General features: G+C 61.0%; 19 protein-coding genes. 13 read left to right on the forward strand and 6 right to left on the reverse strand.

Features of this window, described 5'->3' with window-relative positions:
- The first annotated feature begins 60 nt into the window (after nucleotides 1–60).
- The 5 genes from GOW09_RS09075 (at nucleotide 61) to GOW09_RS09095 (ending at nucleotide 3,114) form a co-directional block, all read left to right on the forward strand.
- Nucleotides 61–555 (forward strand): GNAT family N-acetyltransferase, encoded by a 495-nt coding sequence (locus GOW09_RS09075; protein WP_170345019.1) that lies wholly within the window; start codon nucleotides 61–63, stop codon nucleotides 553–555.
- A 52-nt stretch (nucleotides 556–607) separates the two neighbouring features.
- Entirely contained in the window at nucleotides 608–1,351 is a 744-nt protein-coding gene (locus GOW09_RS09080; protein WP_171117559.1) for an EcsC family protein, read from the forward strand.
- A gap of 132 nt (nucleotides 1,352–1,483) precedes the next feature.
- The gene (locus GOW09_RS09085) at nucleotides 1,484–1,945 is read left to right on the forward strand and encodes an NUDIX hydrolase (protein ID WP_171117562.1); all 462 of its coding nucleotides are present in this window, start codon (nucleotides 1,484–1,486) and stop codon (nucleotides 1,943–1,945) included.
- Nucleotides 1,946–2,017: 72 nt separating this feature from the next.
- Nucleotides 2,018–2,473, forward strand: a complete 456-nt coding sequence (locus GOW09_RS09090; RefSeq protein ID WP_152457280.1) for a DUF1178 family protein — start codon at nucleotides 2,018–2,020, stop codon at nucleotides 2,471–2,473.
- 2 nt (nucleotides 2,474–2,475) lie between these two features.
- Nucleotides 2,476–3,114 (forward strand): SDR family NAD(P)-dependent oxidoreductase, encoded by a 639-nt coding sequence (locus GOW09_RS09095; RefSeq protein WP_171117565.1) that lies wholly within the window; start codon nucleotides 2,476–2,478, stop codon nucleotides 3,112–3,114.
- On the opposite strand, the gene GOW09_RS09100 is transcribed toward GOW09_RS09095, so the two are convergent.
- Nucleotides 3,108–3,464: a hypothetical protein gene (locus GOW09_RS09100; RefSeq protein WP_152457282.1), complete on the reverse strand. Its 357-nt coding sequence runs from the start codon at nucleotides 3,462–3,464 to the stop codon at nucleotides 3,108–3,110. The genes GOW09_RS09095 and GOW09_RS09100 overlap by 7 nt on opposite strands.
- Before the next feature lie 165 nt (nucleotides 3,465–3,629).
- On the opposite strand from GOW09_RS09100, the gene GOW09_RS09105 reads away from it, so the two are divergent.
- The 6 genes from GOW09_RS09105 (at nucleotide 3,630) to GOW09_RS09130 (ending at nucleotide 12,439) form a co-directional block, all read left to right on the forward strand.
- Nucleotides 3,630–4,868 carry an aspartate kinase gene (locus tag GOW09_RS09105; RefSeq protein WP_171117567.1) on the forward strand — a complete coding sequence of 413 codons (1,239 nt, stop codon included), beginning with the start codon at nucleotides 3,630–3,632 and terminating at the stop codon, nucleotides 4,866–4,868.
- Nucleotides 4,869–4,914: 46 nt separating this feature from the next.
- The gene (gene ptsP / locus GOW09_RS09110; RefSeq protein ID WP_171117569.1) at nucleotides 4,915–7,158 is read left to right on the forward strand and encodes a phosphoenolpyruvate--protein phosphotransferase; all 2,244 of its coding nucleotides are present in this window, start codon (nucleotides 4,915–4,917) and stop codon (nucleotides 7,156–7,158) included.
- A 149-nt stretch (nucleotides 7,159–7,307) separates the two neighbouring features.
- Nucleotides 7,308–8,753 (forward strand): glucose-6-phosphate dehydrogenase, encoded by a 1,446-nt coding sequence (gene zwf, locus GOW09_RS09115; RefSeq protein WP_171117571.1) that lies wholly within the window; start codon nucleotides 7,308–7,310, stop codon nucleotides 8,751–8,753.
- A gap of 2 nt (nucleotides 8,754–8,755) precedes the next feature.
- Complete coding sequence (gene edd, locus GOW09_RS09120) at nucleotides 8,756–10,561, forward strand: phosphogluconate dehydratase (RefSeq protein WP_174829382.1); 1,806 nt, start codon at nucleotides 8,756–8,758, stop codon at nucleotides 10,559–10,561.
- Nucleotides 10,562–10,564: 3 nt separating this feature from the next.
- A complete protein-coding gene (locus GOW09_RS09125; RefSeq protein ID WP_171117573.1) occupies nucleotides 10,565–11,197 on the forward strand; it encodes a bifunctional 4-hydroxy-2-oxoglutarate aldolase/2-dehydro-3-deoxy-phosphogluconate aldolase in 633 nt (210 codons plus the stop codon).
- A 51-nt stretch (nucleotides 11,198–11,248) separates the two neighbouring features.
- Nucleotides 11,249–12,439 carry an alanine--glyoxylate aminotransferase family protein gene (locus tag GOW09_RS09130; protein ID WP_171117575.1) on the forward strand — a complete coding sequence of 397 codons (1,191 nt, stop codon included), beginning with the start codon at nucleotides 11,249–11,251 and terminating at the stop codon, nucleotides 12,437–12,439.
- A gap of 130 nt (nucleotides 12,440–12,569) precedes the next feature.
- Here GOW09_RS09130 and GOW09_RS09135 read toward each other — a convergent pair whose 3' ends face one another.
- Complete coding sequence (locus GOW09_RS09135) at nucleotides 12,570–13,679, reverse strand: pyridoxal phosphate-dependent aminotransferase (RefSeq protein WP_171117577.1); 1,110 nt, start codon at nucleotides 13,677–13,679, stop codon at nucleotides 12,570–12,572.
- Between the two features lie 70 nt (nucleotides 13,680–13,749).
- Between GOW09_RS09135 and GOW09_RS09140 the strand changes: the two genes are divergently transcribed.
- The gene (locus GOW09_RS09140; RefSeq protein ID WP_253284213.1) at nucleotides 13,750–14,838 is read left to right on the forward strand and encodes an SMP-30/gluconolactonase/LRE family protein; all 1,089 of its coding nucleotides are present in this window, start codon (nucleotides 13,750–13,752) and stop codon (nucleotides 14,836–14,838) included.
- 66 nt (nucleotides 14,839–14,904) lie between these two features.
- Nucleotides 14,905–15,687 (forward strand): crotonase/enoyl-CoA hydratase family protein, encoded by a 783-nt coding sequence (locus GOW09_RS09145; protein ID WP_171117579.1) that lies wholly within the window; start codon nucleotides 14,905–14,907, stop codon nucleotides 15,685–15,687.
- Here GOW09_RS09145 and GOW09_RS09150 read toward each other — a convergent pair whose 3' ends face one another.
- The 4 genes from GOW09_RS09150 to GOW09_RS09165 form a co-directional block, all read right to left on the reverse strand.
- On the reverse strand, nucleotides 15,688–16,020 hold the full coding sequence (locus GOW09_RS09150; protein ID WP_171117581.1) for a DUF1992 domain-containing protein: 333 nt from the start codon (nucleotides 16,018–16,020) through the stop codon (nucleotides 15,688–15,690).
- A gap of 40 nt (nucleotides 16,021–16,060) precedes the next feature.
- Complete coding sequence (locus GOW09_RS09155) at nucleotides 16,061–17,224, reverse strand: benzoate/H(+) symporter BenE family transporter (protein WP_171117583.1); 1,164 nt, start codon at nucleotides 17,222–17,224, stop codon at nucleotides 16,061–16,063.
- Between the two features lie 138 nt (nucleotides 17,225–17,362).
- Nucleotides 17,363–20,524 carry a valine--tRNA ligase gene (locus GOW09_RS09160; protein WP_171117592.1) on the reverse strand — a complete coding sequence of 1,054 codons (3,162 nt, stop codon included), beginning with the start codon at nucleotides 20,522–20,524 and terminating at the stop codon, nucleotides 17,363–17,365.
- Between the two features lie 79 nt (nucleotides 20,525–20,603).
- Nucleotides 20,604–21,332 carry a dienelactone hydrolase family protein gene (locus GOW09_RS09165; protein WP_171117594.1) on the reverse strand — a complete coding sequence of 243 codons (729 nt, stop codon included), beginning with the start codon at nucleotides 21,330–21,332 and terminating at the stop codon, nucleotides 20,604–20,606.
- Nucleotides 21,333–21,415: the final 83 nt, after the last annotated feature.

Below are 21,415 nucleotides of genomic sequence, written 5' to 3' on the forward strand. Positions count from 1 at the left end.
GCGTTTGCCCAAGGCGTAGCGAAGTGCTAGGGCGATTGCCAGCAAGTAAAAGAGGGCAGGGTGCAGCAATTCGGGATCAGGCCGGAAGAGCCGGACGACTGGTGGGAGGTCGAAGCCCTATATGACCTGTGTTTTGCGCCGGGTCGCGAGGCCTTGTCGTCCTACCGCTTGCGTGATGACGTGCCGCCGGTTGCGGGCTTGTCTTTGGTCGCGCGCGACGGCCAGGGGATTCTGGCCGGTGCGATCCGGTTCTGGCCGGTTCATGTCGGTGATCACGATGCTCTGCTGTTGGGGCCGGTTGCCGTGCACCCCACCCACCAAGGTGAAGGCCTGGGCGGATATTTGATACATGCAGGAGTCGAGGCGGGGCGCACACGCGGTTGGCAAAGGGTCATGCTGGTGGGGGATGAGCCCTATTACAGCCGGTTCGGTTTCACACGATTGCACGCGGTCGAGATGCCTCCGCCCACCAACCCTGACAGGGTTTTGGGGCTGGAACTGGTGCCCGGCGCCTGGTCCGGGGTTCAGGGCGCGGTAACGCGTTGGGGCCGCTGACCTATTGAAACCATGCTGCGCAGCGCCGATGTTGGTAGGCAGGAGGGCGTGAATGCAGAACGTTGTTCTTGTTGAAAACGTGGATACCGAGGCCGAACTGGATCGTTTGGCGGACCACTACCGATCCGCCGGAGGGGTTGGCGTGAAACTTCTCAACAAACTTGGGGGGTCAGCCGAGTCATTGCTGGAGCAATTGCCCGAACCCGTTCGGAATGGCCTGACAGGCGCAACCGAGCAGGCGTTATGGCTGGCGATGCATGCGGCCGAGGGCTCGCGGCGCGCGGTTCCTGATCAGCAGCCCTGGGTCAACACCGCGGTGACGACTGCCATGGGTGCGGCCGGGGGGCTGGGCGGCGTTTCGACAGCCCTGATGGAGCTGCCCGCGACAACCGCAATGCTGCTGCGCGCGATTCAGGGGGCCGCCGCGCGCGAGGGGTTTGACCCCTCTGCCGAAAACGTAAAGTTCGATTGCGTCCGCGTCTTGTCGGCAGCGGGACCATTGTCGCATGATGATGGAGCAGACTTGGGTTTTTTCTCGGTCCGGCTAACCCTGACCGGACCGGCCATGCAACGCCTGATTGCCGCCGTTGCGCCGCGTTTTTCGATAGTACTGGGGCAAAAGCTTGCAGCCCAGTCCGTTCCTGTGCTGGGGGCATTGGCCGGCGGTGGCACGAACTATGTCTACACGCGCTATTATCAGCAAATAGCGCGCGTGCATTTCGGTTTGCGCCGGCTGGCAATTGACGCTGACATCCCCCATGAGGATCTGGCACGGCGGCTTTCTGCCCGAATGTAGGCGATATCTTGGGCGACGCGAGTGACTTGGCGTGTGTTACATCATGTGGTATGATTGCAGGTGCCAGCCGCTAGATTAGGTGAGCGTACCAATTTGGATGGCTGACGTTCGACCGAAAGGGAGCGTCGCTCGATGAAAGCACGATTGTTGCTTCATGACCTTCCAAAAGCTGCAAGGCAGCCAGTTTTGCGGCAATCCTCGGCTTTATGTTTCCGGATCAAGCGCGGCCGTCCCAAGATTTTGTTGATCACGACACGCAAGTCGCGGCGATGGATCATTCCCAAAGGATGGCTCATCCCCGGTCTGAGCCCGCAGGAAACCGCATTGCAAGAGGCTTGGGAAGAGGCGGGTGTATCTGGCCGGATCAACGGGGCGCGACTGGGGCAGTTCCTGCACCACAAACATCATTCTAACCGGCCCCCATCCTTGTGTCTGGTGGATGTTTTTCCAGTGCATGTAAGCACTGTGTCGCAGGAATACCCGGAAAAGACCGAGCGTCGGCGCAAATGGTTTTCGCCGAAAAAAGCAGCGCTAAAGGTCGATTCTCATGAGCTTGCTGAATTGTTGCGCGACTTTAAGCCGTACTCACATTAAAGTAGCATCTGATAGGCTTGATATTGTCACCTTGATCGGTATCTATTCGCCAATCGTTTTTTTGGACTGAACATGATTCAATACGCGTTGAAATGCAGCGAAGGCCACAGTTTCGACAGTTGGTTCCAATCCGCAGAAGCCTATGACAAGCTGGCCTCTGTGGGTATGGTCACCTGCGCGGTTTGCGGGTGCACGCAGGTCGAGAAAGCGGTCATGACGCCACGCGTCCGCCCGGCGCGGAATGCACGGAAGGAAAGTGAAATCCGTTCCGCCCCGGAACAAAAGATCGACGTTGCCACCCCATCGCCCGAAGTCGAGAAGGTTTTGGCCGAGATGCGCCGCCATGTCGAAGAAAACTCGGATTATGTCGGGAAAGATTTCGCCAGCGAGGCGCGCAAGATTCATTTGGGCGAGGCGCCGGAGCGTGCCATCTACGGAGAAGCCAAGCTGGATGAGGCGAAATCCCTGATCGAAGATGGCGTGCCGGTGGCTCCGCTGCCGTTTGTCCCCAGCAGAAAAACCAATTGATCATGCACATCATGATCACCGGCGCCAATCGCGGCATCGGGCAAGCCCTGGCAAAGCGTTACGTGAACCGGGGGGACAAGGTCACTGGGACGGCGCGTGACGGCAGCATGCAGGTGCGTCTGGATGTGTCCGATCCCGTGCAGCAATCCGCCATGGCAAAACAGATGAAAGACCAGCCTGTCGATCTGCTGGTCTGCAATGCCGGCGTGTATCTGGACAAGGGGCATTCGATCGATGGCTATCCGGCCGACATGTGGGCGCACAGCTTTGCGGTAAATGTCACGGGGGTCTTTCTGACGATACAGACCCTTTTGCCCAACCTGCGCGCCGCGGGCGGTAAAGTTGCGATCCTTTCGTCGAAAATGGCGTCGCACACACTTGCGCCGGGTGGCAGTTACATCTACCGGGCGTCCAAGGCGGCGGCTTTGAACCTTGGACGGAATCTGGCGATGGATCTCAAAGATGACGGGATTGCCGTCGGCATCTATCATCCGGGCTGGGTTCAGACGGATATGGGCGGTGCAGCGGCGGATATCGATGTGGATCAGGCCGTGTCCGGCCTGATTGAACGATTTGATGCCTTGTCGCTAGGCACAACGGGCTGTTTTGAAACCTATGACGGGCAACCGCACGCCTACTGAGAGGTCAATGCGGCTTTGGGGATTTCGAAGACCTCACCAGGTTCAATGTAGACCACCATCATATCGCCTCGCGTTTCATGTGAGATTTTCGAGGTCGAATTGCTGGATTCCGGCACGCCATCCTTGAAATAGATATTGCGCACATGTCCGCCTCCCAGGGCCACTGCGACCGTTATGTTTCCGTCGTCATGGCGGCGCAGTTCCGCGTGGCAGCTTTGTACGGGATCACCGGCATTTGCAGCGCAGGGTATTGTGCCCAGCGCGTTCTTGCCGTCTGTCCCGGCGACACTCGCGACCTGGGCCAGTGCAGGCGACGACAATAGGGCAAAGGCGAGGGCTAGGCGAAACATGAAGAACCTCTTGATCTGGTTGGTGTCCTTAGGCTGACATTGCGCCAGTGCAATGTAAAGCGGCCCTGCGCCGCAGGGGCGACCGCTTTGCGCCCTTGCCCTTGCGGTGCCCCTCGCTTATGAGGCACGGAACTTCTAATCCAAGGCGCGGAGACTTTTGCCCCCATGCCCGTACTCGTAATGAAATTCGGCGGCACATCGGTCGCCAATCTGGACCGCATCCGCCGCGCCGCCAAACGTATCGGCGTTGAAGTTGCCAAGGGCTATGACGTGATCGTCATCGTCTCGGCCATGTCGGGCAAGACCAACGAGCTTGTGGGCTGGGTGAACGAAACGTCGCCTCTGTTCGACGCCAGGGAATACGATGCCGTCGTGTCCTCGGGCGAGAACGTAACCGCTGGCCTGATGGCCCTGACCTTGCAGGAAATGGACATCCCCGCGCGCAGCTGGCAGGGCTGGCAGGTGCCGCTGCTGACCACCAGCGCGCACAGTCAGGCGCGGATCGAAGAAATTCCGACAGAGAACCTGAACCAGAAATTCAGCGAAGGTATGCGTGTTGCCGTGGTTGCCGGGTTCCAGGGCATCAGCGCGGAAGGCCGGATCACGACACTGGGCCGGGGTGGGTCGGATACCACGGCGGTTGCCTTTGCGGCAGCCTTCGACGCCGAACGCTGCGACATCTATACGGACGTTGATGGCGTCTACACCACCGATCCGCGCATCTGCGAAAAGGCCCGCAAGCTGGACCGCATCTCGTTCGAAGAAATGCTGGAACTGGCGTCGCTTGGTGCCAAGGTTCTGCAAACCCGCTCGGTCGAACTTGCGATGCGATACAAAGTGAAACTGCGCGTTCTCTCAAGCTTTGAAGAACAATCCGATGAGGCCGGCACGCTGGTCTGCGACGAGGAGGATATTATGGAATCCAATGTTGTGGCCGGTGTGGCCTATTCCCGCGACGAAGCCAAGATGACCGTTGTTTCCGTGGCCGACCGACCGGGCATCGCCACGACCATCTTCTCGGCGCTCAGCGAAGAGGGCGTGAATGTCGACATGATCGTCCAGAACATCTCGGACGAGGGGCGCACGGACATGACCTTTTCCTGTCCCACCGATCAGGTGGCCCGCGCCGAAAAAGCGCTGCTGGCGATCAAGGAAAAGGGCGAGCTGAACTATGCCGAACTGGTTGCAGATACTGATGTCTGCAAGGTCTCGGTTGTGGGTATCGGGATGCGCTCGCAATCGGGCGTGGCGGCCAAGATGTTCAAGGTGCTCTCGGATGAGGGGATCAACATCAAGGTCATTACAACCTCCGAGATCAAAATTTCCGTCCTTGTCGACAGGAAATACATGGAACTTGCTGTTCAGGCACTGCATGATGCCTTTGAACTGGACAAGGCGGCCTGAGCTTATCGGCCAAAGGTATCGCCTGACACACTAAATCGGTTGGGCCATGGCGGACGGCACGGAAACAGAATCCCGCAAGCTGCTGCGGCGGTTGCGCGAAGAAATGGCGAGCGAAGCCGCCGGTCAGGAACGTCTTGACCGGATCACGCACCTGATTGCCGACAGTATCAGGGCCGAGGTGTGTTCCATCTACCTGTTTCGCGATGAAGACACGCTGGAACTTTGCGCGACCGAGGGGCTGTCTCCGGAAGCGGTTCATAAAACCCGGATGCGTATGGGCGAAGGTCTTGTGGGGCGGGTCGCCAAGTTCGGCAAGGTCGTCAACACCGCCGACGCGCCGTCGGCCAAGGGCTTTCGTTACATGCCGGAAACCGGCGAGGAACGATTTTCCTCGTTCCTTGGTGTGCCGGTTCAACGCCTTGGGGAAAAGCTGGGCGTTCTGGTCGTCCAGTCCCGCGAGGCGCGCGAGTTTTCCGCCGATGAGGTCTATGCGCTGGAAGTGGTGGCCATGGTTCTGGCCGAAATGGCTGAGCTTGGGGCTTTTGTCGGCGAAGGCGCGGCCCTGTCACCCCTGCACCAGCAATCGGTTCTGCTGCGCGGCGGCCCGGCGCAGGAAGGGTCTGCCGAAGGGCATGTCTGGCTGCACGAACCCCGCGTTGTGGTTACCAATCCAATCGCCGAAGACCCTCAACGGGAACGCGAACGTTTGGTCGAAGCGGTGGAGGAACTGCGCGTCGGCGTCGACAAGATGCTCGAAATTTCGCAGGGCGGCGACAAGGAACAGCTGAAGGTTCTGGAAGCTTACCGCATGTTTGCCAATTCCAAAGGCTGGATGCGGCGGATGGAGGAAGACATAGCCCTGGGTCTCAGCGCCGAAGCCGCGGTGGAGAAAGAACAATCCCAGGCCCGCGCGCGCATGGGGCAGGTCACCGATCCGTACTTGCGTGAACGTCTTGCGGATCTGGACGATCTCAGCAATCGCCTGCTGCGCATCCTGACCGGTCAAGGCAAGACGGACAGTGCTGATCTGCCACCCGATCCGATCCTGATCGCGCGCAATATCGGCCCCGGCGACTTGCTGGAATACGGACGGGCGCTGAAGGGGATCGTGCTCGAAGAAGGCTCTGTCGGCAGTCATGCCACGATTGTTGCGCGGGCGCTTGCGATTCCTTTGGTCGTGCATGTGGGCCGGATCACCACCGAGGCCCTGAACGGAGATCACATTCTGGTGGATGGTGATCAGGGCGTTGTGCATCTGCGCCCGGAAGACAGCGTGGTCAGTGCCTTCCGCGACAAGATCGCGATGCAGGCAAAGGCGCAGGAACGTTATGCGTCGATCCGCGAAACACCCTGCGTGACGCGGGACGGATCGCGTATCAACCTTGTGATGAATGCAGGTCTGATGGCCGACCTGCCATCGCTTGGCACCTCGGGCGCCGAGGGCGTTGGCCTGTTCCGCACTGAACTGCAATTCCTGATCCGCAACCAGATGCCGAAACGGTCAGAACTGGTCAGCCAGTATCAGCGTGTTCTGGACGCGGCTGGTGGCAAAAGGGTGGTATTCCGCACACTCGATATCGGGTCGGACAAGGTTCTGCCCTATATGAAGCACGTGGCGGAACCAAACCCGGCGCTGGGCTGGCGCGCCATTCGGGTCGGTCTGGACAAGCGCGGCGTCATGCGGATGCAGTTGCAGGCCTTGCTGCGGGCGGCCAATGGCCGGCCGCTGACCATCATGTTCCCCTTTGTCGCACAGGCCGAGGAATATCGCGAAGCCCGCTGGGAAGTGAACAAAACCATCGAGCGGGAAAAGCGACTGGGCCATGTCCTGCCCGAAACGCTTGAAGTGGGCGCGATGCTGGAAACCCCGTCACTGGCCTTTGCACCGCAGAAGTTCTTTGACGAGGTGGATTTCATTTCGATTGGCGGGAACGATCTCAAGCAGTTCTTCTTTGCCGCTGACCGTGAGAACGAACTGGTCCGGCGCCGCTATGACACGCTGAATGTCAGCTTCCTGAGCCTGATGGAACGCATCGTCGAACGCTGCGATATCTCGGACACGCCACTCAGCTTCTGTGGTGAAGATGCAGGCCGCCCGGTCGAGGCCTTGTGCCTTGCGGCGATGGGGATACGGACGCTGTCGATGCGGCCTGCCTCGATCGGCCCGGTCAAAAGCCTGTTGTTGCGGTCCAATCTGGCGGAGGTTCGCAAAATCATCGCTGACGCGCGCCACCGCGGAGAGCAATCGGTGCGTCCTGCGGTCATGGACTGGCTGCGCCATCAGACCTGATGCGCTAAACGGCACGATTTCTTCAAACTGTGCTTGATTTTTCATGGGCGGCTTTCTAATAGACAGACAGTGTTAGCGATAACATGTCAGGTTTTGCGGGGTATCACGCCGTGCTAAGCTGATATCGGCAAATTCAGAAGGAGCCTGTGATGGTTTCACGCGTAATTCCGGTAGAGCCATTTGATCTGGTGCTTTTCGGTGCGACCGGCGATCTGGCGCAGCGTAAAATCCTGCCGGGCCTGTACCATCGCTTCGAGGTCGGCCAAATGCCCGACGGCGCGCGGATCATCGGTACGGCACGCTCTGATATCGACAATGACGGGTTTCGCGATCAGGTCCGCAAATCGATGGAACAGTTCGCGCCCGGTTTTTCCCGGGAAACATTGGATCGGTTTCTTGCCCATGTCGAATATGTGCCCGTGGATGCGCTGGGCGAGGCCGGGTGGTCCGATCTGAAAGAACGGATGCGCGAAGACGTCGTGCGGGCCTTTTATTTATCCGTTGGTCCAAGCCTTTTTTCGGGTATAGCGCAGCGGCTGCATGACGCCGGTCTTGCGACACCGGACAGCCGCATTGTCGTCGAAAAACCATTTGGGCACGATCTTGCCTCGGCGAAGGCGCTGAACGAAGGCTTGCGTGCCTGTTTCGAAGAACATCAGATTTACCGGATCGACCATTATCTGGGCAAAGAGACCGTGCAGAACCTGATGGCGCTGCGCTTTGCCAACTCGCTGTTCGAACCCCTCTGGAATTCGACCCATATCGACCACGTGCAGATCACGGTGGCCGAGACCGTAAGCGTCGAAGGGCGCGGGGCCTATTACGATCAGTCCGGCGCAATGCGGGACATGGTCCAGAACCATCTGGTTCAGTTGCTGTGTCTGACCGCAATGGAACCGCCGTCGAAATTCTCGCCGAACGCGGTTCGCGATGAAAAGGTCAAGGTGATCGAAGCGCTGGAGCCCGTGGCCCAGTCTGACATCGCGCGCGGTCAGTACCGGGCCGAAAAGGGCGAGGGCGGTTATGTCGATCATGTCGGCAACCCCGCCAGCCGAACCGAAAGCTTCATCGCCCTCAAGGTTCATATCGGCAACTGGCGTTGGGCAGGTGTGCCGTTCTATCTGCGCACTGGCAAGCGTCTGCGCGCGCGGGAATCCGAAATTGCGGTGTTCTTCCGCGATCCGCCGCACACGATTTTTCCCAATGTCGGCCCTCTGCACGGAAACGTTCTGGTGATCCGGTTGCAGCCTGACGAAGGCATCACCCTGCGCACCACGATCAAGGATCCGGGGCCGGGGGGCTTCCGGCTGTCGGATGTTGCGCTGGACATGAGCTTTGCCGATGCACTTGGGGCCGAAGCGCAAGCCCCCGACGCTTATGAGCGGCTGATCATGGATGTCATCCGTGGCGATCAGACACTGTTCATGCGTGGGGACGAGGCCGAGGCCGCCTGGGCCTGGGTCGATCCCATCATTCAGGGCTGGGAGCAGCGCGGAGACCGCCCATCCCGATACGATCAGGGCAGTTCGGGCCCCGAAGAAGCATTGATGCTGATGCATCGCGACGGGCGCCGCTGGCGTCAGATCGGAGGGTAATCATGGTTCACTCAGTCATTTCCGATGTCACCAAACGGATCATCGACCGCAGCGCCGATCTGCGCGGCCCACATCTTGAACGGATGGAGCAGGCCAGATCCAAGGGTCCTGCCCGTGCGCATCTGTCCTGTAGCGGTCAGGCCCATGCCTATGCGGGCGCAGGCGAAGATCAGCAATCGATGGCCACCGGCACCGCCGGCAATCTGGGCATTGTCACCGCTTATAATGACATGCTTTCGGCCCATCAGCCGTTTGAACGTTATCCCGCCCTGATCCGCGACGCGATCCGCGCCGCCGGCGGAACGGCACAGGTGGCAGGCGGTGTGCCAGCCATGTGCGACGGTGTCACCCAGGGCGAAGCGGGGATGGAGCTGTCGCTGTTCTCGCGCGACGTCATCGCGCTGGCAACCGGTGTGGCGCTTAGCCACAACACCTATGACGCGGCTGTTTTTCTTGGGGTGTGTGACAAGATTGTGCCCGGCTTGATCATCGGCGCGCAGGCCTTTGGCCATCTGCCGGCCGTATTCCTGCCCGCAGGCCCGATGACCAGCGGCTTGCCGAACGACGAAAAAGCCAAGGTCCGACAGAAATTCGCCGCCGGGGAAGTGGGCCGCGAAGAGCTGATGAAGGCTGAAATGGCGGCCTATCACGGCCCCGGCACCTGTACCTTTTATGGCACCGCCAATACCAACCAGATGCTGATGGAGTTTATGGGGCTGCACCTGCCGGGTTCCAGCTTCGTCAATCCGAATACCCCGCTGCGTGACGCCCTGACCGAGGAAGGCGCGCGCCGTGCCCTGTCGCTCAGCGCGCTGGGCAACAGCTATACACCGGTCTGTCAGGTTCTGGATGAACGCGCTTTCGTCAATGGCATCGTCGGTCTGATGGCGACCGGTGGTTCAACCAATCTGCTGATCCACCTGATCGCCATGGCGCGCGCTGGTGGTATCGTGTTGGACTGGCAGGATTTTTCCGATATTTCCGCTGTGGTTCCGCTGGTTGCGCGGGTTTATCCCAACGGCCTGGCGGATGTGAACCATTACCACGCGGCCGGCGGACTTGGGTACACGATCGGTACATTGCTTGAACAAGGCTTGCTGCACCCGGACACGCTGACCGTCGCAGGGCAGGGGCTGCACAACTATACCAAGGAACCCAAACTGATCGATGGTGAGTTGATCTGGCAGGATGGTTCGGGACACAGCCTGAACGAAAAGATCCTGCGCCCGGCCAATGACCCGTTCCAGCCCACCGGGGGCCTGTCGCGCCTGACCGGTAATCTGGGCACCGGGGTCATGAAAGTATCAGCCGTCGCGCCAGAACATCAGGTCGTCGAAGCACCCGTGCGGGTGTTCCACGATCAGGATGAGGTAAAAGCCGCCTTCAAGGCCGGAGAGTTCACAGATGACGTCATCGTCGTGGTCCGCTTTCAGGGGCCAAAGGCCAATGGGATGCCTGAACTGCATTCTCTGACCCCGATACTGTCGATCCTGCAAGGCAGGGGGCAAAAGGTGGCGCTGGTCACAGATGGTCGCATGTCGGGTGCATCCGGCAAAGTACCCGCCGCCATCCATGTCTGCCCCGAGGCGCTGGACGGCGGGCCCATCGCCTACCTGCAAGACGGTGATATCCTGCGTGTCGACGCGGTCAACGGCGACCTGGATATCCTGACCAAAGGGGTATTGGACCGGTCCCCCGCCACCGCCGACCTTTCTGCCAATCAACACGGTGTCGGGCGCGATCTCTTCGCGGCGTTCCGGCAGAATGTCGGGTCCGCCGACACTGGCGCCAGCATATTCGGAGCGTAATAGATGTCCAAAACTCAACGCACCCGCGAAATCTGCGCCCTGGCGCCCATTGTTCCGGTGCTGGTTGTCGATGACGCCGCACAGGCCCGCCCGCTGGCCGAGGCGCTGATCGCCGGCGGCTTGCCCGCGCTTGAGGTGACCTTGCGCACCCCGGCGGCACTGGATGCGATCAAGGTCATGTCCGAGGTGCCCGGCGGCGTGGTCGGTGCAGGCACACTGGTCACGCCCGAAGATGTCCGCGCTGCCAAACAAGCGGGTGCGCTTTTCGGCGTTTCCCCCGGTGCCACGGATGCCCTGATTGCGGCCTGCGAGGCCGAAGACCTGCCGCTGCTGCCCGGTGCCGCGACGGCAAGCGAGGCTATGGCGTTGCTGGAGAAGGGCTATGACATGCTGAAATTCTTCCCGGCCGAGGCGTCGGGCGGCGCGCCCGCGCTCAAGGCAACCGGCGCGCCGCTGCCCCAGATCAGCTTCTGTCCGACGGGTGGCGTGTCGCCTTCCAACGCCAGCGACTACCTGTCATTGCCCAACGTGATCTGCGCTGGTGGAAGCTGGGTCGCACCAAAGCAACTGGTCGAAAACGGCGACTGGGCCGGGATCGAGACACTTGCGCGCGAGGCGTCGAAGCTGGCGGATTGACGCCGCGCGGCCTCTCGGTAATGTGGGCGTCAATTCATACAGGTTGACCCCATGACACAGACAGTTGCCCTTTCCCAGGGGCGGACATATTTGGCCATTCCGGGCCCTTCGGTCATGCCGGACGCGGTTTTGCAAGCCATGCACCGTCCGTCGCCCAACATCTATGATGGCGAACTTATTGATATGATGCCCGGCCTGACGCGCGATCTGTGCCGGGTTGCCGGCACAAAGCACAACGTTGCCATCTATATCGCCAATGGCCACGGCACCTGGGAGGCGGCACTGTCCAACGTGATCGCCCCCGGCGAAACCGTTCTGGCCCCTGCCTCGGGCAGGTTCACCCATGGCTGGGCAGAAATGGCCGAAGGGATCGGGGCAAAGGTCCAATTGATCGATTTCGGCACCTCGTCAGCCTGGGATTTCGACCGGATCGCAGACGCGTTGCGTGCGGATCGAAACCACCAGATCAAGGCGGTTCTGGCGGTCCACGTGGATACATCCAGTTCGATCCGGAACGACATCCCGGCGCTGCGCAGGCTTCTGGACGACCTGCAACACCCGGCGCTGTTGATGGCAGACTGCATTGCCTCGTTGGGTTGTGACAGGTTCGAGATGGATGGCTGGGGCGTCGATGTCACAGTTGCCGCTTGCCAAAAAGGCCTGATGACCCCGGCGGGCATCGGTTTTGTTTTCTTCAACAAGAAAGCACAATCCAAACGGGCCACCATGCCGCGCGTTTCGCAATATTGGGATTGGCAGCCGCGCGCTAATCCAGACCTGTTCTACCAGTATTTCAACGGCACCGCGCCCACGCACCACCTCTATGGCCTGCGCGCCGCGCTTGATCTGATCCATGCAGAGGGGATCGAGCAGGTCTGGGCCCGCCATGAGCGCCTGGCCAATGCCATCTGGGCGGCCTGTGAGACCTGGGCCGAAGGCGGCATGTTGTACCTGAACGTCGCCGACCGTGCCTTTCGCAGCCACGCCGTCACGGCCCTGCGATTGACGGAAGGTCGCGGCACGGCCCTGCGTACGTTCACCGAAACCCGGTTGGGCCTGACATTGGGCATCGGCTTGGGGATGGAGGATTATGACAGCTGTTTCCGTCTCGGTCATATGGGGCATATCAACGGGCAGATGGTCATGGCGATTCTGGGCGGTGTGGAAACGGGCATGGCTGCACTTGACATATCGCGTGGAAAGGGGGCCCTCGAAGCCGCCGCCGCCGTGCTGGCGGCCTGACACCCTTCGGGCGTCTCCGCAGGATCCGCCTCTTCATCTGGCCAAAAATATCCTCGGGGGGAATCGCGCCTTGGCGCGATGGGGGGCAGGCAGCCCCCCTTTGCTGTCCGACTGGGCGCAAAGGGATCAATCAGCGCACCCGCGCAACCGCGAGCGCCTCGGGCAAAGCGGCGGCGAACGCATCCAGATCAGACGCCGGGCCACAGCTCACCCGAATGCACCTGTTCTGCGGTGCCGCGAACGGCATTCGGACAAAAATCCCCTGCGCCACCAGGGCGTCCAGCACGGCCTTGGCAAAATCCCCGTCGCGCCCGCAGTCAATCGCCACGAAATTGGTGGCCGAAGGCAGGGCCGCCAATCCGTTTTCCCGGGCAATCGTACCGATCCGCGCGCGCGCCTCTGCGATCTGCGCCTGAACATGCTCCAGCCACGCGCCATCCTGCAAAGCCGCCAAAGCACCGGCCTGTGCGGCGCGGTTCATGCCGAAATGGTTGCGCACCTTGTTGAAGGCCGCGATCAGATCTGGCGTGCCCATGGCATAGCCAACCCGCGCACCCGCCATGCCATAGACCTTCGAGAAGGTCCGCATCCGGATTACGCGCGGATCATCTATACTGACAGGTGCCGCCGTCCCTTCGGGCGCACATTCCACATAGGCCTCATCCAGAACCAGAAGGCACCCATCAGGCAAAGCATCCATGGCGGCCACGATGTCCGCGCCGTAATGCCAGCTGCCCATCGGATTGTCCGGATTGGCCAGATAGACCAGCTTGGCACCAACCTCAGCTGCCTTGGCAAAAAGCGCCGAGGGGTCCTCGTGATCACCTGAATACGGCACTTTGTGAAGAATGCCGCCGAACCCGGCCACATGATAGTTGAAGGTCGGATAGGCCCCGTCCGAGGTGACAACCGCATCCCCGGGCCCGACGATCAGCCGAACCAGATAGCCCAGCAGCCCGTCAATACCTTCGCCCACGACGATATTTTCCGGCGATACGCCGTGATGGTCGGCCAAAGCATGGCGCAGGTCATGGTTTTCGGGGTCACCGTACATCCAGATCTCTGACGCGGCTTGCGCCATGGCCTCGATCGCGCGGGGCGAGGGGCCGAAAATGCTCTCATTGGCGCCCAGTCGGGCCACAAAGGACGCGCCGCGCTGGCGCTCTTGCGTTTCCGGGCCGACAAAGGGCACGGTGGCGGGCAGGGATTGGGCAAGCGGGGTGTATCGAGGTCCGGTCATGTCCGCAGATAACCCCAAGCCCGATCGATGAGCAAGCGCGCACAGGCGTTGGGCGTGCTGGAAAAGAAGTATGAATAAAGGAGCGCAGATGCGCATTCTCTCGATCGTTATTCTCCTGGGGCTCGCCTATCTTCTGATCTGGCCGGTCCCGGTAAAACCTGTCGCCGTCAAAATGCCGGAAGATGCCGGGTTTGTCGGGGATTTCGTTGAAAACACGGCACTGGATGCGGCGCAGCTGATCCCCCTGCCGGGTCAAGAGATCGGGCCCGAAGACATCGCCGTCATGCCAGATGGGGCGATCTACACAACCGGCCTGTCAGGTACCCTTTACCGCATCGACGGGGTGGAACCGGTCGAGGTTGACCAACTTGGTGGGCGTCCCCTGGGCCTCAAGGCCGGACCGGATGGCGCGCTTTACATCGCTGACAGCTATCGGGGGGTGATGCGTTGGACCGGTCCGGGCACATTGGACACGCTGGTGGGCGACATCAACGGCGCCCCGGTGATCTACGCCAACCAGCTGGATGTGGCGCGGGATGGCACGATCTACTTCTCGAATTCATCTGACCGCTTCGATCCTGAAACCATGGGCGGGACCAAACCGACGTCTGTCCTCACCATCTGGGAACAGTCCGATACGGGTTACGTCGCGCGTCGCACACCCGATGGCCGCACCGAGAAAATCGCCGAGGGCTTTGTCTATACCAACGGTGTCGCACTTTCACCTGACGAGGATTTTCTGCTGATCGCGGAAACAGGTCGCGCGCGCGTGCACAAGCTGTGGCTGACCGGACCAAATGCAGGGCGGCAGGAGATCCTGCTGGAAAACCTGCCCGGCTATCCCGACAACCTCGAGGCTCAGGGCGACGGCACCTATTGGATGGCCTTTGCCAGCCCGCGTGTCCCGTCCGAGGCGCTGATGCCGTACCCGTTCCTGCGCAAGGTGATCTGGCGATTGGGTCCGGCAGTGCGCCCCGCGCCGATCCATCGCGGCATGATGGTGCAGTTCGATGGCGAAGGAACGATCCTGCGCACGCTACAGGACCCGCAAGGCCGCTTGGGCATCACGACCGGCGGAAAGATCGCAGGCGATCAGTTCTATGTCATGACCCTCGACTCCCCGTGGTTCGGGCGAATGCCTGTCAGCGACATGCCCTGACGTCGCAGTGGTATTCCGCATTCTGTCCGGGCATGTTTGTCACGATTGAATTACCGGAGGTCCTCCATGTCACGCGTATCCGTTGCCTATCAAGACCACGTTGCCCATGTCACTCTGACCCGAGGCGACAAGATGAATGCGCTGGATGATGCAATGATCAAGGCGCTTTTGTCCGCCGGGCAAGAGGTCGCCGCGTCGGACGCCCGTGCCGTGGTCCTGTCCAGCGAAGGCAAAAGCTTTTGCGCCGGACTCGACATGGCAAGCTTTGCTAAGATGGCCCATATGGACCCCACGGAATGGCTGATGACCCGCAGCCATGAAGACGCCAACGAGATGCAGGAGCTGGCGCTGATCTGGCGTCGCGTACCGGTTCCGGTGATCTGCGCAATTCAGGGCGTGGCTTATGGCGGTGGCCTGCAAATCGCGCTGGGCGCGGATATCCGTATCGCGCATCCCGAAGCGAAACTGGCCGTGATGGAGATGAAATGGGGCATCATCCCCGACATGGGCGGCATGGTTCTGCTGCCTCGGCTGGTCCGGTCGGACGTGCTGCGGCTGCTGACCTATACGGCCCGCCCGATCGGTGCGCCGCAGGCGGCGGAGTGGGGCCTTGTGACGCAATTGTCCGACGATCCGCTGACCGAAGCGTTGACCCTTGCCGAAAACATCGCGGGTCAAAGCCCTTCGGCCATCCGTGCTGCCAAGCGTCTGATCGAGGTTGCCGAAACTCAGTCCCGCGCAGACATTCTGATGGCGGAATCCGCTGAGCAGGTGGAACTGATTGGCAAACCCGACCAAATGGAAGTTGTCATGGCGCAGATGCAGGGCCGCAAGCCCGTGTTCAAATGATCACCGCATGAAGGCCCGCCGTGCGTCGCGGGCCATATTGTAGCGCATTTCCAGATCGGCGATACGGGCCATTGCGGCCTTACGCTCGGCGGGGCCCGTCAGGGTCGCATAATCGTGCCGCGCTGTGTCGAGCTGCTTTTTGATGTCGAATTCTTCCGGCAACACGCCTGCCTGCGCCATGATCCGATGGCTGGCGGCGGTGGCCGGATCGCTCAATGCCTCGGATGACCGGTCAGGCAGTGGTTGGCCTTCGCCCTCGAGGCCCTGCAACTGACCCTCGGCCTGGGCTTTCTTGATCTGGCGCTCGACCAGTTTTCCCAACGCTCCAAACATGGCCTCTACATACTTGCTTTGAAGTGCGGTTTGAACCCGTTTAGCGAAAGCGTAGTTTCACAAGATAGGCCATCCCGCCTGCCAGCAAGCCCCAGACCGCCGCACCAAGCCCGAACGCGGTGATCCCTGATGCAGTGATGGCAAAGGTCAGGATGGCCGCTTCGCGCTCGGCCGGAACTTCCAGCGCGGCGGATGTGGCATTGGCCATCACCCCGATCAGCGCAACACCGGTCAGCGTGCCCATCAACAGTGGATCGGCATGAATGGCGAACCCGGTAATCGCCACGGCGAACACCCCGAACAGGCAATAGAACAATCCACCCATCACGGCAGACCAATAGCGTTGCGCGGGGTCGGGGTGGCTGTCCTCGTTCGCGCACATCGCAGCGGTGATCGCCGCAAGGCAGGTGGCGGGGGCACCGAATGGAGAAGACAAGATGCTGGAAAAACCCACGGACGAGAACAGTTTGCCGGTCTGCGGCGCATAGCCAAAGCTGCGGATCACCGCGATGCCGGGGATGTTCTGGGTCGCCATCGTGACGATGAACAGCGGCACGGCAATCCCGATGACCGAAGCCGCAGAGAAGCTGGGCGTGGTCCAGACCGGAGCCGCGACCCATTGTGTCGGCGTCAGCGACGCGTCCCCGGCGTTCAGAACCACGACGGCTGCCGCTGCTACGACCGCAGCCGGAACGGCAAACAGGCGGTTGATCCGACCGGCGATGAACCATGTCAGAATTACCGGCAAGGCTTGCCATGGCAGGTCAACCGCTGCCTGAAAGGGCAATATGCAAAGCGGCAGCAACACGCCCCCCAACATGGCCTGCGCCAGGGTCGTCGGTATAGCCGCAGCCATTCGCCCCAATGGTCGCCACAGCCCGGCCAACACGGTCAAAGCCCCTGCACAAAGGAACGCGCCTGTCGCTTCGGCAAACCCCAGCGCAGGTGTGGCGGAAACCGCCAGTAGGGCCGCACCCGGCGTGGACCAGGCCACGCTGATCGGCTGTCGGTACCACAGGCTCAGCACGATGGCGGTCAGGCCCATGGCGATCGCCGCCATCATCAATCCGGACGCCGCCTGCGCCGGGGACGCGCCCATCGCCGCCAACCCCTGCAAGACGATCGGGAAAGAGCTGAAAAAACCGACGAGTGCCACAACCAGCCCGGTCGAGACTGTCTGGAGCGGTGGGGCATTGTGCGTCATGACGGCCTCGGAGAAATGTGTTCGCTGATTGCTAACAAGCAGGGGCAGGGTCGGGCAAGGCCCGAGCGTGCAAAAGAAAACCCCGCCGTTGTGGCCGCGGCGGGGTTCCGGATTTGAGTATTTGTGAAAAGATGAAGATCAGGCGATTTCGGTCAGTCGGGCCAGCGCCTCGTTCAGTTTCGCCTCTTCCTCTTCGCGGGCGGCGAGGTTGGCTTTGGCCTCTTCCACGACCTCTGCGGGGGCCGAGGCCACGAATTTCGGGTTATTCAGACGGCCGCGCAGGCCACCAAGTTCCTTGGCCAGCTTGCCCTTGGCCTTTTCCAGCCGTTCCTTTTCCGCGCCGATGTCGATGATATCCGCCAGCGGCAGGCCAAAGGACGCGCCGGGCGCCGCGATCGAGATCGTGCCCTTGGGCAGCGTGTCGGCTTTGGTCAGGCTGTCGATCCGGGCCAGTCGCTTGATCAGCGCCTCGTTCCGGTCCCAGGCGGCCTGGCCGTGGGCGTCGATCTCGGTCACCAGCATCGGCACGTACAAACCGGCCGGAACGCGCATCTGGGCGCGGGCCGAACGGGTGTTCTCGATCACCGAGATCACCCAGTTCATTTCGCGATCCGCGTCGGCATCGACCAGTTCGGCGGCGGCATAGGTCGGCCAGTCGGCATGCACCAGCATCTTGGCACGGGTGCCGGTCAGGCCCCACAGTTCCTCGGTGATGAAGGGCATGATCGGGTGCAGCAGGACCAGGCACTGATCCAGAACCCAGCGCATGGTGGTGCGGGTTTCAGCCTGGGCCTTGGCGTCATCGCCTTGCAGCAGAGGTTTGGACAGTTCCACATACCAGTCACAGACCTTGCCCCAGACAAAGGCATAAAGCCCGTTCGCCGCGTCGTTGAAGCGGTAGCTGTCCAGCGCCGCGTCGACCTCTTCGCGCACCCGGGCGGTTTCGCCGATGATCCAGCGGTTCACGGCGGCCTTGGGTTTCAGATCGGCAACGTCCAGCTGCGGGACGGCATCGGTGAAAACCTCGTTCATCTCTGCAAAGCGGACGGCGTTCCACAGTTTGGTGCCAAAGTTGCGATAACCGGTGATGCGTTCGCGGGAGAGTTTCAGCACCCCGCCAATCGCCGCCATCGACGCGTTGGTGAAGCGCAGCGCGTCGGCGCCGAATTCGTCCACAATCTCCAGTGGGTCGATGACGTTGCCGGTGGTCTTGGACATCTTCTTGCCCTTCTCGTCGCGGACGAGCTGGTGCAGGTAAACGGTGTGGAATGGGATCTGATCGACCACGGCGAGCTGCATCATCATCATCCGGGCGACCCAGAAGAACAGGATGTCGAAACCGGTGATCAGAACGTCCGTGGGGAAGTAGCGCTGCAACTCTTCGGTCTGTTCGGGCCAGCCCAGCGTGCCGATAGGCCACAGGCCGGAGGAGAACCACGTGTCCAGCACGTCAGGGTCGCGCCAGACCGGGTAAACCAGCTTGGTCGGATCCTGTTCAACGGCGTACTGCGCCAGGCTTTCGGCGAACCGATGGATCGCCTCCTGCTTGTCGGCGACTTCGATCACGGTCGCGTGGCTCAGAGGGCTGGGAATGTCCGCATTGTCGTCCAGGAACTTTTCGGTAACGGCCTCGAAGCTCGCGGCACATTCCATGACATTGCCACGGTGCAGCATGCCGCCTTCGTTCAGCAAACGACCCAATTCAACCAGATCAAGGTCGCCATCATTCTCGTCGTCAATGAAGTCTTCTGCCGACAGGTCGAGACCATACCAAACCGGAATCTGATGCCCCCACCACAGTTGGCGGCTGATACACCAGGGCTCGATATTTTCCAGCCAGTGGTAATAGGTCTTCTCGCCCGACTCGGGGATGATCTTGACCGTGCCGTCCTTGACCGCGTCCAGCGCGGGGCCGACGACCTTGGCGGCATCGACGAACCACTGATCGGTGAACATCGGCTCGATCACCACCTTCGACCGGTCGCCGAAGGGCTGCATGATCGGTTTGCTTTCGACCAGCGGCACCAGCGTGTCGGCGCCTTCCTGATCCGGCTTCAAAGCGGTTGATCCCAGGCGCGGATCATCCGCGCGGGTCATCACGGCCAGACCATCAGCGGTGATCTCTTCCACCACCTTGGCCCGCGCTTCGAACCGGTCGAGGCCACGCAGATGATCCGGCACCAGATTGATCGCGTCGATTTCGTTCTCGGTGAACGCGCGCCCACGCGCATAGTCCTGCGCCTTGCCTGCCTCTTCGGCATAAGGGGCCCCATCGGCCCGCATCGCGCCCTTGGTGTCCATCAGGCGGTACATCGGAATACCGCCGCGCTTGGCGACCATGTTGTCGTTGAAGTCATGCGCGCCGGTGATCTTCACCGCGCCCGAGCCGAAATTCGGGTCGGGGTAGTCATCGGTGATGATCGGGATCTGGCGGCGATGCTCTTTCGGACCAACCGGGATTTCGCACAGCTTGCCGACGATGGGCGCATAGCGTTCGTCCGAGGGGTGCACCGCAACCGCGCCGTCGCCCAGCATGGTCTCGGGGCGGGTGGTGGCAATGGAAATATAATCACGCTCCTCGCGGAAGATCACATTCCCATCTTCATCTTTTTCCAAATACTCATATGTCTCACCGCCCGCCAAAGGGTATTTGAAGTGCCACATGTGGCCGGCGACCTCGATATTCTCGACCTCGAGGTCCGAAATCGCGGTTTCGAAATGCGGGTCCCAGTTGACCAGCCGCTTGCCGCGGTAGATCAGGCCTTTGTCGTACATGTCGACAAAAACCTTGATCACCGCGTCGTGGAAGTTGGGGCTGTTTTCGTGGCCCGTGCGCGGATCGCCCGCCGCACCGGCCATGGTAAATGCGTTGCGCGACCAGTCACAGGAAGAGCCGAGGCGCTTCAGTTGCTCGATGATGGTGCCGCCGTATTCACCTTTCCATTCCCAGACTTTCTCCAGAAACTTTTCGCGGCCCAATTCGTTGCGGCTGGGTTGTTGGGTGGCGGCCAGCATCTTCTCAACCTGCATCTGGGTTGCGATGCCGGCGTGATCCTGCCCGGGCTGCCACAACGTGTCAAAGCCACGCATCCGGTGCCAGCGGATCAGAATGTCCTGTAGAGTGTTGTTGAACGCATGGCCCACATGCAGCGCACCGGTCACGTTCGGCGGCGGGATCATGATGCAAAAGCTCTCGTCGCGCGATTTGTTCGCGCCTGCCTTGAAGGCTCCGGCCTGTTCCCAGGCCTCATAAATGCGGGCCTCGGCTTCGGCCGCGTTGAATGTCTTTTCCATCGCCATGGGATGCGTCCTGCGTCAACAAATTCGGGTCAGCGCCTGCAATAGCGAATGCGCGCGGCAAGGGGAAGGCCTAGTGCGCCTAAGCCACGCCAAAGCGTGCTTTGAAATAGGCGTCAACGCGTTGATAGGCGGGTTCATGGAAATCCAGCGTCAGCAGCGAATGATCCTTGCCGGGATATTCGACGGTTTCCAGCAGATTGCCGAATGCCTGTTCAAGCGCCCGCATCAGTTTCTTTGGTGCAAGCTTGTCTTCGGAATACCGCATCGCCAGACCGGGGCCTTTCGCGGCCATACCCGCAGAGGCCGCGCCGATGTCTTCAGCGCTCATGTGCAGATGGCGGCCCCCTAGGATCGGCAGCGCAGTTTGGCTGGCTACCCCGCCCAGAACGGCGTCTTCGGCCATGAGGGTAAGGGCAAAACTGCCGGTCAGGCACATACCGATGACGCCCACACCCGCGCTGTTTTCGCGCTGCTTGATTTCACGGGTCAGGGCGCGCATCCATCCTGCAATGGGGCTCTGCTTGCCACGGGCGAAAATGTTGAACTCGCGCCGTACGCAGAACAACCGGGCCATGTTCTTGCCCATTTCAACCTTGCCATAGGTTCCAAACAAATGAGGCAGGTAGACGCGAAAGCCGGATGCGTTGAGCTTGGCGGACAACGCCAGCGTTTCGGGCCCGATCCCGGGCAGTTCCTGAAGGATCAGGATCGGTGGGCCTTCACCGCCGACATAAACGTCATGTGTGGTCGACTGCCCGCTGGTCATCAGGGCAGAGAAAGGAAAAACGGTATCATGCGTCCAGCTCATGGCCCAAGGCTAGCCGAACATCCTTTGGGCGCAAACGAATTTCGGTGAACCCCGCTGGACATCGCCGGGTCGCGGGCTAGGCT

Origin of the sequence: Ruegeria sp. HKCCA5463 (assembly GCF_013034175.1) — a bacterium.
Taxonomy (GTDB): domain Bacteria; phylum Pseudomonadota; class Alphaproteobacteria; order Rhodobacterales; family Rhodobacteraceae; genus Ruegeria.